The sequence below is a fragment of the Parabacteroides sp. AF14-59 genome (assembly GCF_003479515.1).
In the GTDB taxonomy this organism is placed as follows: domain Bacteria; phylum Bacteroidota; class Bacteroidia; order Bacteroidales; family Tannerellaceae; genus Parabacteroides; species Parabacteroides faecis.
The window spans coordinates 21,020-35,633 of sequence record NZ_QUHH01000022.1; the positions used below are offsets into that span (position 1 = coordinate 21,020).

Consider the following 14,614-nt stretch of genomic DNA (forward strand, 5'->3'; position numbering starts at 1 on the left):
GCACCGCAAAAGGGAACAATTTAAATTAGATATATAATTATGGCACTAGAAGTTACAGATGCAAATTTTGAAGAGTTGGTAAACTCAGGTAAGCCTATGGTCCTTGACTTTTGGGCAGAATGGTGTGGTCCTTGCCGCATGGTAAGCCCGATCATCGATGAATTGGCAACCGAATATGAAGGTCGCGTTACCATAGGAAAAATGGATGTAGACAACAATAACGATGTTGTTGCCCAGTTCGGTATTCGCAATATTCCTACCGTACTTTTCTTTAAAGACGGAAAGTTAGTTGACAAACAGGTAGGTGCTGCACAGAAACCGGCATTTGTTGCTAAGGTCGACGCTCTTTTATAATTTATTTTATAGCGCGGAGCATTTCGCGTTTTCCCGGGGGGCCGGGTATTCTTTCAACGGAATACCCGGCCTTCTGCATCATACGGCGAACTACTCCTTTGGCACAATAGGTAGTAAGAATCCCTCCTTCCGACGTATGTGCATATAATCTATCGAATATCTCCTGACTCCACATCTCCGGTTGTTTATCCGGAGCAAAGGCATCGAAATAGATAAGATCCATATCTTCGGGCAGTGTACAACTGTTATTATCTCCCTGTATCTTATGTAAAGTAAAATGATCGGTTATTTTTACCGGTTCATTCCAGGCTGCAGAATGTAATGCAGTAAACAACATTTTCTTTTCCGGACAGATCATATCACCGTAATTCAATGCCCGGACCAAAGCGGGATCAAGCGGATAAAGTTCCACAGAAAAGTAATCAACGGAACGGTCCTCATTTTCTGCAGCCAGCAGAGTCAGATAAGCATTCAATCCCGTACCAAAGCCGACTTCAAAAACAGTAATATCCTTTTTTTCCTGACGATGCAATCCGGCTTCAATAAAAACGTGACGTGATTCCTGCACCGCCCCATTTACCGAATGATAATGTTCATCCATCTCCGGGATGAACAATGTATGACTGCCATCTGCCGTCTCCTGCAATTCTCTTTTCATATATTTTCTGACCTGTCTGTATTTTTACAAACATACAAAGATATAAAAATATAGTTTGCGCCATGAGACTACATTTACAGAATACTCGAAGACAAACAAAAATTATACCTGCAAAAAGGTTCTATTCTCACAGATTTCATCCCAAATATATGATTCACTAAAAGATATATACAATCTGTCAAAACTCAAACCCCTTGATTCACCGAAACTTCTGAAACAATCCCATACATTTGCCGCAGTAAAAATATTCAGTCCTGAATTTTATAAATAGGAAAATGGAAAGAGAAATTATCATCGCAAACGACTTATCTGAAATAATCAATGTCACACGATTTATAGAATCTGCGGGGGTAAGCCTTTGCATATCTTCCAATATGACAAGGCGTGTCTGTCTCGCTATTGAAGAGGCTGTCAGTAACATTATCCACCATGCATATCCAAGTAAAGAGAAAAGTGATATCAAACTAAAATTAAGCCACGTCAACGGAGATATCACCTGCATGATCACTCATAACGGATTAAATTCCGATCCTACCGTTCCTTTTGCCGACACTGATAAATTATCATTGGAAACTCTCATAACCGGGGGACAGGAATTTTTCCTTATATTCAAGACAATGGATGAAGTAGCTTTTCATTCGAATGGTTCACAAAGTTTTCTAATGTTGACCAAAAGGGTAGAGATTGGCCTGGAAGAAGAAGGTTCTTTCAACACTAACATCTGCCGCGTAGCCGGGGGAGCTATTATCACCATAGAAGGACGCCTGGATACGGTTAACGCCCGTAAATTTGAATTCGCCCTTCAACCTTTACTGGAAAACTGCGCGATCGAAATCATCCTCAATTGTGAAGATCTTACATACATAAGCAGTTCCGGATTGCGTTGCTTTATTCTGATGCAAAAAAAGGTAAGTAGTCAGCACGGACAACTGATCATGAAAAATATGCAACCCGAAATACGCAAAATATTCGACATGACCGGTTGCTCATCTTTGTTCAACATTCATTAGAAGCTCCACAATGAAAAGAGAACAACACATATACTATATTCTGCTAATCCTGATCTCCGCATACGGTACACTTTCAGGGCAAACTATCACCATCACCCCCAAGTGGACGGCGCAGGCTCAATTTGCCGGCTATTACGTCGCCGATAAAATGGGTTTTTACAAAGAAGAAGGGATTGATATACAAATTGTACATACAGCCCTTTCAGAAAGTTCTTTTTCAGTCCTGCAAAGTGGAAAATCACAGGCGGCCGTCATGAATCTGTCGTTCGCTTTAACCGCAAGGGCAGCCGGTGCTCCCATTGTCAATATCATGCAAACCTCACAAGAAAACAGCCTGATACTGGTCAGCCGACATCCTCTGAAAGATATAAGCTCGTTACGCCATCAGGAAATAGCTGTCTGGAACCACTTAAGTCAAGACCTGCTGGATCGCTTTGCCGCCCATTATGAACTCGACGGAAAATGGATACGCTTCAACGGAGGTGTCAACCTTTTCCTGACCGGAGCTGTGGATATTTGTCTTGTAGGAAGTTACAATGAATATATTCAACTTTTCGAATGCGGATTGAAAACAGATTCTTTCTATTCGTTACATTTTACTGACTTCGGATATGATTTACCCGAAGACGGACTTTATGTTACTCAACCTTTTTATGAATCCCACCCCGAAATGGTCCAAAAACTGGTACGTGCCAGCATCCGCGGATGGCAATGGGCCAACGAGCACAAAGAAGAAACACTCGATATACTGATGCAGATCATTCGCGAGAACAATATCGGGACCAACCGTTATCATCAACGAAAAATGCTGGAAGAAGTACTTCGTTTGCAAACAAATAAAAGTTCCGACAAACGGACCTTCCGCCTAAGCCCGGAAGGCTTTAAAAAGGCAACAGATATCCTGCTGGATGAACAGGAAAAGAAAAAGATACTTTATACAGATTTCGTAAAATAATCTCCCATGCACCCCTTTAGACAAATATTTCAATTCAAGTCTTTTGCCACCCGCATGAGTGTCTATGTACTCTCATTCGCACTGGTAGTATTTGCCGTCATCATAGTGCTGTTCTATTCATACAGTCGTGAGAAGGTCACCGATTATGCGATCAAATCTACGCATGGACAATTATACAATACGGCTATCGAGATCAATAATCTGTTACAGACCGTAGAAACAACGATGTACCAATCAGTCTGGACGATAGAAGAAAGCCTGAACGACCCGGACTCATTATACCGCATCATAGCCGCCGTAGCAGAGAATAACGACCTCATAGAAAGTAGTGGCATCGCATTCGAACCCTACTATTATAAAACAAAAGGGAAATATTTCATGCCCTACGTGTCGGTTATAAACAAAAAAACGGAATATTCGCTACTGGGCAGTCAAAGTTATGATTATCCTTGTATGGATTGGTACCTGATCCCTAAGTTGCTAAAGCAGGATTACTGGAGCGAGCCTTATTATGACCAGGGAGGCGGCAACTTTATAATGAGTACCTATTCGCTCCCTTTATTAGACAAGGAAGGAAAAGTGTATGCTATCTTCACAGCTAACATATCATTATCCCGGTTCACGACCATGATAGATCAGTTGAAACCGTATTCATCCAGTTTCACATTCCTGATCAGCCGCAACGGCAGTTATCTGACTTATCCTGACCATGAGAAAATAATGAATGAAACGATCCTGACCGATGCGTTTACCTCGAATAATACAGGTTTGGAAAATGTCGGACAAGAAATGTTGGCCGGACAGACCCATACAGCGCAAATTAAACTGAATGGTAATCCCGCTTATATTTTCTATTCATCCATACCTCACATAGGATGGTCAGTAGCCAATGTCTGTCCACCCAGTATAATTTTAAAAGACCTGGATACCATCTCCGGGCAGATACTATTCGGCTTACTGACCGGAATGCTTGTTCTGTTCTTCGTCATCCATATCATTATCCGCCGGCTGGTAAAACCGCTCGCAGCCTTTTCCGAATCGGCAAGAGTTATAGCTACCGGCCGTTTCAATGTGAAACTGCCAGAGGTTAAATCATATGACGAAATAAAAATGTTACACGATTCACTTGCATATATGCAACAATCGCTATTCGATTACGTGATAAAACTCCATGAAACTACGGCGACAAAAGAACGTATTGAAAGCGAACTGTCCATAGCCCGGGAAATCCAGATGGGAATGATCCCTAAAACATTCCCGCCTTTCCCCAGCCGCCAGGATGTAGACTTATACGCGATACTCCAGCCGGCCCGGGAAGTCGGAGGTGACCTGTATGACTATTTCATCGAGAACGACAAGCTTTATTTTATCATAGGCGATGTATCGGGAAAAGGAGTTCCCGCCTCCTTATTTATGGCTATTGCGCGCAGTATGTTCCGCTCGTTTTCACGCCATACAGACTCACCGGCAACAATCGTATCGGGTATGAATAACGCTATTTCAGAAAATAACGAAACCAATATGTTCATTACGCTCATTGTCGGCGTCCTGGACCTTCATAGCGGAGAGTTAAAGATATGTAACGCGGGACATACCTTACCTGTACAAGTTTCCCCAGAGGGAAAGGTTTCGTTAATAGAAGCCCGGACACATTTGATTGTCGGTATCATGATTGACCATGAATATACAAACGAGATCTTTTATCTTGAAAAAGGTACTAAAATATTCTTTTACACAGACGGAATAACAGAGGCAGAAAATGCCAAAAAGGAATTGTACGGAGAAGCTAATATGATAAAAACATTATCTGCCAATTCCCAACAGGATATACATGCCATTGTGAGCTCCGTTATCTGTTCAGTTGCCCACCACGTACAACTGGCGGAACAAAGCGACGACCTGACAATACTGGTAATACATTATGAACCGAACAATCAAAAACAGGAAAGGAATTGATTATGACAAGCAGTAGAGAAATCAGAATAGTTAACGATCTGGAAGAAATTTCCCGGATACAGGAATTTATAGAAGAGTTAGGTAATGACCTCAATTTATCTTCTGAAACGATCATGAATATCAACCTGGCATTGGAAGAGGCAGTAGTAAATGTCATCATGTATGCCTATCCCGAAGGCGAACATCATGAAATACTACTGAAAGTAACGGTCAGTCCTCAGCAATTGATCTTTTTGCTGACAGACAGAGGACAATCGTTCGACCCGACTCAGGTACCCGATACGGATATCAAACTGCCCATAGAAGAGCGGGGAATCGGCGGACTGGGTATTTTTCTTATCCGAAGCATCATGAATGAAGTTTCATATCTGCGTCTGAAAGAAGAGAATCGGTTGATAATGAAAAAAGACCTGTAAAGCTGAGTTTACAAAGATTACCTCAGTTTATCACGTCATTTTATTTATCTTTGTGGACCTAAAATAAAAACAAAGATGATAAAGAAGCTTGTTGTCTTTTTTCTATTCCTTGCCTGTACTCAGATAGCACAGGCACAGAAGACTTATTCCATCAAGGGAATGGTAAAAGAAGCGGCAAGCGGGGAACCCATCCCCTATGCAACCGTTATTATATGGAATACGACACAGGGAACGGCTACCGACTCTATCGGTAATTTTGAAATAACGGGAGTCGCCCCCGGCAGCTATCGCCTGCAGGCTTCGTTTCTCGGATACAAACCTGCGGTAACGGCAGAATTCCGTGTTGCCAATAAAGATATCTTTTTCCCCATCGAACTGGATCCTGCCAGTGAAAACTTGCAGGAAGTCAGTGTCGTTGCCTCCCCTTTTCGTAAAACGGCTGAAAGTCCGCTCGGTCTGCGTGTCATCGGATTTAAAGAGATTGAAAAGAGCGCGGGCGGGAACCGGGACATCTCACGTGTCGTACAATCTTTTCCCGGCGTAGCTTCCACAGCTGCATTCAGGAACGACCTGATGGTAAGAGGCGGCGGACCGTCCGAAAACCGTTTTTTCCTGGATGGAGTAGAAATTCCGAATATTAACCATTTCTCTACACAAGGAGCTTCGGGAGGACCGGTCGGAATTATCAATCCCGATTTCATACGTGAAGTCAATTTCTATTCAGCAGCTTTCCCGGCAGCCAGAGGAAATGCACTGAGTTCGGTACTGGACTTCAAACTACAGGACGGTAATAAAGAAAAGTTCTCCCTGCGTGGTGTGCTTGGAGCCTCCGATATCGGCCTGTCGGTCAATGGTCCTATAGGAGATAAAACGACCTACCAGGTATCCGTCAGACGTTCCTATCTGCAATTCCTGTTCGATATGATCGGACTTCCTTTTCTGCCGACCTTCACGGATGCACAGTTCAAGATCAAACATTCTTTCAACAAGAAAAACGAACTGACATTTCTTGGATTGGGTGCCATCGACGATATGAAACTGAACACCGACATGAAAGATATGAGTGAGAAAAACCAATATATCCTTGCCTATCTGCCCGTTGTCAAACAAAAAACATACACGCTGGGAGCCGTCTACAAACATTATACAGGAAAAAATATTTATTCGCTGATCGTAAGCCGTAGCCAGATGAATAACAAGAACATCAAATACCGTGACAACGATGAAAGTACACCGGATAACCTTACATTGAATTATCGCTCGGACGAGATTGAGAATAAATTTCGCAGCGAAAATATTTTCCGTCTTCCCTATATACAGCTACAAGTAGGTGGAAATATCGATTATTCGGAATATACCAACCGTACTTTTCAAAAACAATTTATCACTGTACCCAAAGAAATAACCTATCAGACCGATCTGGGTGTATGGAAATGGGGATTATATGCCACAGCGATCTATGAGAGCGACAATGAACGCTTTACCACCTCCCTCGGACTTCGTACGGATGCCAATAATTATTCATCCAAAATGAATAATATGCTAGACCAGCTATCTCCACGCCTCTCATTGTCTTACCGGATTGCCGGAGACATATATCTGAATGCGAATGCCGGACGCTACTATGAACTACCTCCTTATACCGTTATGGGATTCAAGGATAACAACGGTAATTACATCAACAAGTCCAACGACCTGCAATATATCCGCAGCGATCAGGCTGGCTTAGGATTGGAATACCGTCCTGCTTCTTATCTGAAATTCACGGCAGAAGGATTTTACAAACAGTATAACCATTATCCGATGTCATCCATCGACAGTATTCCGTTGGCATCCAAAGGAACAGACTATGGTGTACTGGGAAACGAAGCCGTTACTTCCACCGCTACCGGACATGCGTACGGCATGGAGCTGATGGGACGCTGGTATAATTATAAAGGACTTACTTTTATCGCTTCCTACACATACGTAAGAAGTGAGTTCAAAGATAGCAGAAAGACAGGCAAATACCTGCCTTCTGCCTGGGATAACAAACATCTTTTCACTTTCAGCGGTACCTACTCACTCCCCCGGAATTGGGATATAGGTGCCAAGTTCCGGGTAGTCGGCGGTGCCCCTTACACACCTTACGATGTGGAAAAAAGCAGTTATGTGGAAGCCTGGGATGCCAGCGGCAGCCTCTATTACGACTACAGCCGCTTCAACAGCGAACGCCTGAAACCTTTCACCCAGCTGGATCTGCGCATAGACAAAACGTTTTACCTTAAGAAAGTCATGCTCGGACTTTATATAGACCTGCAGAATGTGCTTAATTCGAAATATAAAGAACAGGATGTCTACATAAAAACCGGAAAGATCGTGAACCCCGAAGCACCTAAAGAAGAGCAACGATATGAACTGAAACCGGTAGAACGTATGACAGGAACCTTATTGCCCAGCATCGGCATTATGATAGAAATATAATACCCTTGATTTTCTTGCGTTTTTATTTGCCATAGTTCTGCATAGATTACAAATAATGCTTATTTTTGTAGCCGGGAATACAGACTGTAACAGATAAGGTATCAATGTTTAAAACGATTCTGAAAAATATAAATATTACATACCACATACGAATACTATTCATACTTGTATGTTTATTATTGACTGTTCCAGGCTATGCCGAAGATGACACTCATCCAATCCTCATTATCAGTTCTTATAATCCGGATACCCGTAATACGACGCAGAATATTTCCGAATTCATGGAGGAATACAAGCATCTGGGCGGTACAGCACCGGTCATTATCGAGAACATGAACTGTAAGAGTTTACCGGAAGCTCCTTTATGGAAAGGAAAAATGGAAACTTTGCTGAAAAAATACAGTAACGAAAGCACACCTCAGGTTATTATTATTTTAGGTCAGGAAGGATGGTCCTCTTATCTGTCGCAGGATGAACCTATTTTGAAGGAGGTTCCTATTGTATGCGGAATGGTCAGCAGCAATGCTGTTATCCTACCGGACTCAAGTACCAGACTGACCGAATGGGATCCGGAAAGCATCGATATTCAGAGTTACACAAACAACGGATACCATTTATCGGGATTTACCTATAATTATGATATAAAAAAGAACATTGAACTCGCTCTCGATCTTTATCCTGCAACAAAACATTTTGCATTGATAACAGACAACAGCTACGGCGGCATCGCCTTGCAGGCTCTGGTAAAAAAGGAGCTGAAAGAGTTTCCTGACCAAAACCTGATCCTGCTGGACGGACGAAAGAACAATATTTATACGGTTGTCGAACAAATAAAAAAGTTACCTAAAGAGACTGTCATTTTATTAGGGACGTGGCGCGTAGACGTAAACGACGGTTACTATGTAGGGAATGCCACCTACACCATGATGTCAGGCAACCCCGGGATTCCGGCTTTTACTTTGACTTCGATCGGACTTAGCCACTGGGCCATAGGAGGATATATCCCCAAATACCGCCCTATCGGAAAAGATCTTGCCAAACAGGTTATTGATATCCAGACAAAGAAAGTACTGTTAAAGGATATGAAGACGGTAAATATACCCAATACCTACACCTTCGATGCCAAAAAACTAAAAGAATTCAACATAGAAAGAAGTAAGTTGCCTGCCGACTCCATACTGATCAATATAGACGGAAACCTGTTCGTAAAATACAGATTCGAACTTTTGTTGATTGTAGCATGCGTATTACTGCTTTTCCTGGTCATGATCTTGTTTTTCCTGTTCAGGACCAACCGGCTGAAAGACGAGTTGCTGGATATACAGAAGGATAATGTTATCATCATGAATAACATACAATCTTCTATCCGTTTCATAAAACCGGATTATTCGGTCAAATGGGAGAACCAGATCAAAATGCCGTGCAGACCTCAATACGGTCCTAAAAACTGCTGCCTGGTCAAGAACGGACAAAAGCCGTATTGTGACGAATGCGCTCTGATCTCCGCTATGGAAAGCCGGAAACCTTTCGAGTTAGTCAAACAATGTGCTCCGGGCGAATATACACACGTATTTGCTAACCCGATACTGGATGCAAAGGATAATTTACTGGGTGTCGTATTCAAAAAAGAGAATGTCACCAAACAGAAACTGGCAGAAAACGAGTTAAGACTGGCAAAAGAGAAAGCGGAAGAATCCGATCACCTGAAATCGGCATTCCTTGCGAATATGAGCCATGAAATACGTACGCCGCTTAATGCTATCGTCGGCTTCTCCGGCCTACTGGCCATGACTGATGAGTTGGAAGAACGGGAAGAATACATCAATATCATCAACAACAACAACGAACTCCTGTTACAATTGATAAACGATATTCTCGACCTGGCAAAGATAGAGGCCAATACGCTCGAATTTGTTTACTCGGATGTCGATATCAACCAACTGTTATGTGATATAGAACAAACATCACGCCTCAAAGCAGCAGAGGGTGTTCAGGTTTCGTTCGTAGAGAAAATGTCCCATTGTATTATCAGGACGGATAAAAACCGTCTGTCGCAGGTAATAACCAACTTTATCAACAATGCGATCAAATTTACCAAAGAGGGAGGCATACGTTTCGGATACACACACAAAGGAAGTCAATTAGTATTTTTTGTCTCCGATACAGGCTGTGGCATCGACAAGACCGTCAAAGACAGTGTCTTCCAACGTTTTGTCAAGTTAGATAATTTCGCACAGGGAACCGGACTCGGGTTATCCATCTGCCAGATGATCATACAGAAGCTGGGGGGAGATATCGGCGTAGAATCGGAACTGGGACAAGGATCGACTTTCTGGTTCACCCTGCCTGACACCGTGATCGAAGAATCACATATTGCTCCTATCGAGCCGATAAAAATAGAAATACAAAGCAATACCTCTATCGGGAATGACAGTAAAAAATCCACTTTACTGATAGCGGAAGATAATGAAAGCAACTATACATATATAAAAGCAATACTCAAAGAATACAATCTGGTACATGCCTGGAACGGTCAGGAAGCAGTAGACCTCTATAAGAAATACCATCCGGACATGATCCTGATGGACCTCAAAATGCCGCTTATGGATGGTTACCAGGCAACAAAAGAAATACGTAAAGACAATACGGTCATACCCATTATTGCCGTAACAGCCTTTGCTTTTGCCGAAGATGAACAACGGGTCAAACAGAGTGGATTCAACGATTACGTTGCCAAACCGATCAAGCCCAACGACCTGAAAAAGAAAATAACAGAACTCCTATAACAACTAAATTGCACGTGTACCGGGGAATTGCATGGTAAATGTGGTTCCTTTTTCTATTTCCGATGCAACGGTTATATTACCGCCATGCCGGTTCAGAATTTGCCGGCAGACGCTCAATCCGATCCCCGATCCTCCCTGTTTGGTTGTAAAGAAAGGGACAAACACTTTATCCAATGCTTCAGGCACGATACCGCTGCCGTTATCAGATACAGTTACGACCGGCATCCCCTCCCGCCTGAAAGCATCTATATGAATTTCAGGGAACTCACTGTCACAACAGGCTTCTATCGCATTTTTCAGCAGGTTGATAAGGACTTGTTCGATCATGCTCCTATCGGCATACAATCTAAGTTCTGCCGGATGAATGGAGTAAACGACATGTATCCCCGCTGCCGGGACCAATTTTTGTAAATCACTGAACAAAGTCGATACCGGAAATATCTGCATGGTCGGAGTCGGAATACGCGTCAGCTTACGGTAATTTTCCACAAAGTCGAGCAACCCCTTGCTACGGCGATGAATGGTCTGTATCGCCTGTAGCATCACGGCATAATCACGTTCATTCATCCCATTCGAAGCAGCACGTTCCGTAACCGTTTCCGACAGGGAGATAATGGGGGCGATCGAATTCATGATCTCGTGCGTAAGGACACGGATCAATTTCTGCCAGGCATCCGTCTCAGCTTCCGCCACTACTGAGTTATAAAGCCGGGAGCGGAATGCATTCAAGGCTTCATTCATCGAACGGGTCAACTGGGCTTCAGCACCTCCGGAAGAAGGCACCGGAAAAGAGAGGTTCAGATCCCCGTAATGGATATTCGCAATCAGATGCTCCATCCGGCGGATCGTCTTCCGCTGGTCCAGATACAAAGAGAAAGCCAGTACGACCAGGATAGCCCCCATCATAACAGATGTAAAATAAAGGCTTTTCAATATAAGGAATGCAATAGCCAGCGAGAGCAATACAATCAAAACGATCTTTATCAGGATAATATATCGTTTCATAGGCCCAGCTTATCCAGTTTCCGGTAAAGGGCAAAACGGGTAATTCCCAATAGTTCGGCAGCACGGGTCACATTCCCTTCGGCACGCCGCAAAGCACGTTCGATCGCTTCCTTCTCCAGAATGCTCAGGTTGAGCTCTTCCAGCTCTGCAATCTTGTTCGAAGCAGTAGGCTGAAGCATGAAATTCTCCGGTTTCAGCATCATGCCATCAGATAGGATCACTGCCCGTTCAATCGCATGTTGTAATTCGCGGACGTTCCCCGGCCAGTTGTAATTCTGCAGCTTACTCCGTGCATCACGTGAGAGACCTTTGATATCTTTCTTGTATTTACGGGCATAACGGGCAAGAAAATAATCGGCCAGCAACTGAATGTCATTACCACGTTCCCGTAAAGGAGGAATATGCAGTTCTATCGTATTGATACGATAGAGTAAATCCTGACGGAAAGTTCCCTTTCCCACCATCTCATGAATATTTATATTGGTTGCCGAGATCAGGCGGACATCAATGGTTATCGGACGTGTCGCTCCTAAACGGGTGATTTGTTGTTTCTCTATCGCTGTCAGCAATTTAGCTTGCATAGGCAGACTCAGGTTACCGATCTCATCCAGGAAAAGTGTACCGCCGGTAGCCACCTCCATACGTCCCGGTTTATCACGACGGGCATCGGTAAAAGCTCCTTTCTCATATCCGAACAGTTCACTCTCGAAAAGTTGTTCAGGGATACTCCCCAGATCGATCCCTACGAATACCTGTCCGTTGCGTGGCGAATGATGATATAAGGCACGTGCCACAAGATCCTTACCCGTACCGTTTTCACCCAGAATCAGGATATTTGCATCCGTATCACGCAACTTCTCGATCGTCGTAAAGATCTCCTGCATGGCATTACTTTCACCGATAATCTCAAACCCGTCATCCTCCGAACTTTCAAGAGCTGCTACCTGACGTTTCAGCGACCGAACCTCGGTACGGCTTTCCCGAAGTTTCAGAGCGGCAGACAAGGTAGCCAGCAACTTCTCTTTCTCCCAGGGTTTAGGTATAAAATCCGTCGCCCCGGCCTTAATGGCACGTACAGCTTTTTCCGTATCGGCATAAGCCGTAATAAAAAGAACGACAGCATCCGGGTCTGTCTTCTTTATCTTTTCAAGCCAGAAGAAACCTTCCTGCCCGCTGATGGCATCCCGCCGGAAATTCATATCCAGTAAAATCACATCGGGCACATAGCTTTCCATAAAATGCTCGATCCGTTCCGGTTGCGTAGTGACACGGATCTGTTCGACATAAGGCTCCAACAGCAGATTCAATGCAAAAAGCACATCTTCATTATCATCGATGATTAATATTTTCCCTTGTTTCATTCCTGTTTCTGATTTGGTTGTAAAGATAAGTATAAAAGCCATTGTATGTGCGTGCGAATACGAACGTTTTTCGTGCGCACACGCACTACAAAAGCAATCGCATCGTTTCTTTTACAACTATCAATCAACAGGTTATAAATATGGCATACTATTTGTTTCTTATAGAATATGAAACAGATAAAAAGTTACATATTATCCATAATCCTTGCAACGACGGTCCTATTTCCGGCCTACTCGCAGGACACGTTACATCTGACTTTGTCAGAGACTGTACGCATCGCACAGGAGCAATCGCCCCAGGCTATTGCCGCTCGTCATTCTTTCCGGGCATCTTACTGGAACTGGCGTTCTTTCCGGGCAAACATGTTGCCGAGCCTTACTTTCACCTCCGATCCTTCGCTGAACCGGTCGATCAGTTCGGTTACATTACCCGACGGAGGAGAGAGTTTCGTTCATCGTAACCAATTGATGATAGATGCCGGTTTAACGATCAATCAGAATATACCGTTTACAGGAGGTAGCCTCTTCGTAAAGACGGCCTTACAAAGACTGGATCTGTTTTCGGAAAAGACCAGCTCGTATAACAGTACGCCGGTAGTTGTCGGATATGAGCAAAACCTGTTCGGATACAATCAGTTCAAGTGGGATAAAAAAATCGAACCTATCCGCTATGTCGAATCACAAAAGAATTTGGTAGAAACACTGGAACTGGTAGCCGCACAGGCAACCCAACAGTTTTTCCGACTAGCAACTGCACAGACGAACTGGGAAATAGCACAATATAATTACGCAAATGCCGATACACTGTTCCAATATGCTAAAGGACGGTATAATATCGGGACGATCACAGAAAACGAGATGCTGCAACTAGAGCTTAACCTGCTGACCGAGCAAACAAATATGATGAACGCCCGTATCGAAGTGGACGACTGTATCCAGTCTCTACGCAGTTACCTGGGGATCAATAATGCCTCCGAACTGGTTGCCGATGTAAATGAAGAAATACCGCATTTCAATGTGGATGTAAAACAGGCTCTGGGACTGGCTTATGAAAACAATCCGGAGCCGGAATATCTGCAGCGCCGTCGGCTTGAAAGTGAAAGTGCCGTTGCACAGGCAAAAGCTTCGCGCGGCTTCAAAGCCGACCTGTACATGCAATTCGGACTGACACAGACGAATGAGAAACTGAAAGAGGCTTACCGGAATCCTTTGGACCAGCAGCTGGTCAGTCTAGGCATACGAATCCCGATCCTGGACTGGGGCGTAGGCAAAGGGAAGGTTAAAGTGGCTCTCAGCAATCGCGACAAAGTATATACCGAAGTAGAACAATCGCGCAACGACTTCGAACTGAACGTCATCAAAATGGTCAAACAGTTCAACCTGCAGGCAGATAAAGTGACGATCGCCCAAAAGACCGACCTGACCGCCCAACGCAGGAACGATGTGGCACAGAAACTTTACCTCCTGGGCAAATCCACTATCCTCGATCTCAACGCTTCCATCAGCGAAAAAGACCGGGCACGAAGAGAATATATCACGGCTTTATATAATTACTGGAGCTTGTATTACGGACTGCGCAGTATGACCGGCTACGACTTCGAGAAAAGCCGTGAACTGACATTCGATTACGAACAATTAATGAAATAAAAT

11 protein-coding genes are annotated in these 14,614 nt (G+C 43.7%); 8 read left to right on the forward strand and 3 right to left on the reverse strand.

The features are described 5' to 3' along the window. Window positions 1-39: 39 nt before the first annotated feature. A complete protein-coding gene (gene trxA / locus DWW23_RS19870) occupies window positions 40-354 on the forward strand; it encodes a thioredoxin (protein ID WP_122355432.1) in 315 nt (104 codons plus the stop codon). A gap of 1 nt (window position 355) precedes the next feature. Here the strand turns inward: trxA and mnmD are convergent, their stop codons facing one another. Further along, complete coding sequence (gene mnmD / locus DWW23_RS19875) at window positions 356-1,012, reverse strand: tRNA (5-methylaminomethyl-2-thiouridine)(34)-methyltransferase MnmD (protein ID WP_122355434.1); 657 nt, start codon at window positions 1,010-1,012, stop codon at window positions 356-358. A 275-nt stretch (window positions 1,013-1,287) separates the two neighbouring features. Between mnmD and DWW23_RS19880 the strand changes: the two genes are divergently transcribed. The 6 genes from DWW23_RS19880 (at window position 1,288) to DWW23_RS19905 (ending at window position 10,598) form a co-directional block, all read left to right on the forward strand. Beyond that, on the forward strand, window positions 1,288-2,022 hold the full coding sequence (locus DWW23_RS19880; RefSeq protein ID WP_122355436.1) for an anti-sigma factor antagonist: 735 nt from the start codon (window positions 1,288-1,290) through the stop codon (window positions 2,020-2,022). 10 nt (window positions 2,023-2,032) lie between these two features. Beyond that, window positions 2,033-2,977, forward strand: coding sequence for an ABC transporter substrate-binding protein (locus DWW23_RS19885; protein ID WP_122355438.1), 945 nt, complete (start codon window positions 2,033-2,035; stop codon window positions 2,975-2,977). A gap of 6 nt (window positions 2,978-2,983) precedes the next feature. Next, entirely contained in the window at window positions 2,984-4,933 is a 1,950-nt protein-coding gene (locus tag DWW23_RS19890) for a SpoIIE family protein phosphatase (protein ID WP_122355440.1), read from the forward strand. 2 nt (window positions 4,934-4,935) lie between these two features. Further along, window positions 4,936-5,349 carry an ATP-binding protein gene (locus DWW23_RS19895; RefSeq protein WP_122355442.1) on the forward strand — a complete coding sequence of 138 codons (414 nt, stop codon included), beginning with the start codon at window positions 4,936-4,938 and terminating at the stop codon, window positions 5,347-5,349. Between the two features lie 75 nt (window positions 5,350-5,424). After that, entirely contained in the window at window positions 5,425-7,812 is a 2,388-nt protein-coding gene (locus tag DWW23_RS19900; protein ID WP_122355444.1) for a TonB-dependent receptor, read from the forward strand. A gap of 104 nt (window positions 7,813-7,916) precedes the next feature. After that, a complete protein-coding gene (locus tag DWW23_RS19905; RefSeq protein ID WP_122355446.1) occupies window positions 7,917-10,598 on the forward strand; it encodes a response regulator in 2,682 nt (893 codons plus the stop codon). A 3-nt stretch (window positions 10,599-10,601) separates the two neighbouring features. Here DWW23_RS19905 and DWW23_RS19910 read toward each other — a convergent pair whose 3' ends face one another. After that, on the reverse strand, window positions 10,602-11,603 hold the full coding sequence (locus tag DWW23_RS19910; protein WP_122355448.1) for a PAS domain-containing sensor histidine kinase: 1,002 nt from the start codon (window positions 11,601-11,603) through the stop codon (window positions 10,602-10,604). After that, a complete protein-coding gene (locus tag DWW23_RS19915) occupies window positions 11,600-12,964 on the reverse strand; it encodes a sigma-54 dependent transcriptional regulator (protein ID WP_122355548.1) in 1,365 nt (454 codons plus the stop codon). Before DWW23_RS19915 ends, DWW23_RS19910 begins: the two co-directional genes overlap by 4 nt. Before the next feature lie 168 nt (window positions 12,965-13,132). Here DWW23_RS19915 and DWW23_RS19920 point away from each other — a divergent pair, with 168 nt between their 5' ends. After that, a complete protein-coding gene (locus tag DWW23_RS19920) occupies window positions 13,133-14,611 on the forward strand; it encodes a TolC family protein (protein ID WP_122355450.1) in 1,479 nt (492 codons plus the stop codon). The last annotated feature ends 3 nt before the right edge of the window (window positions 14,612-14,614 follow it).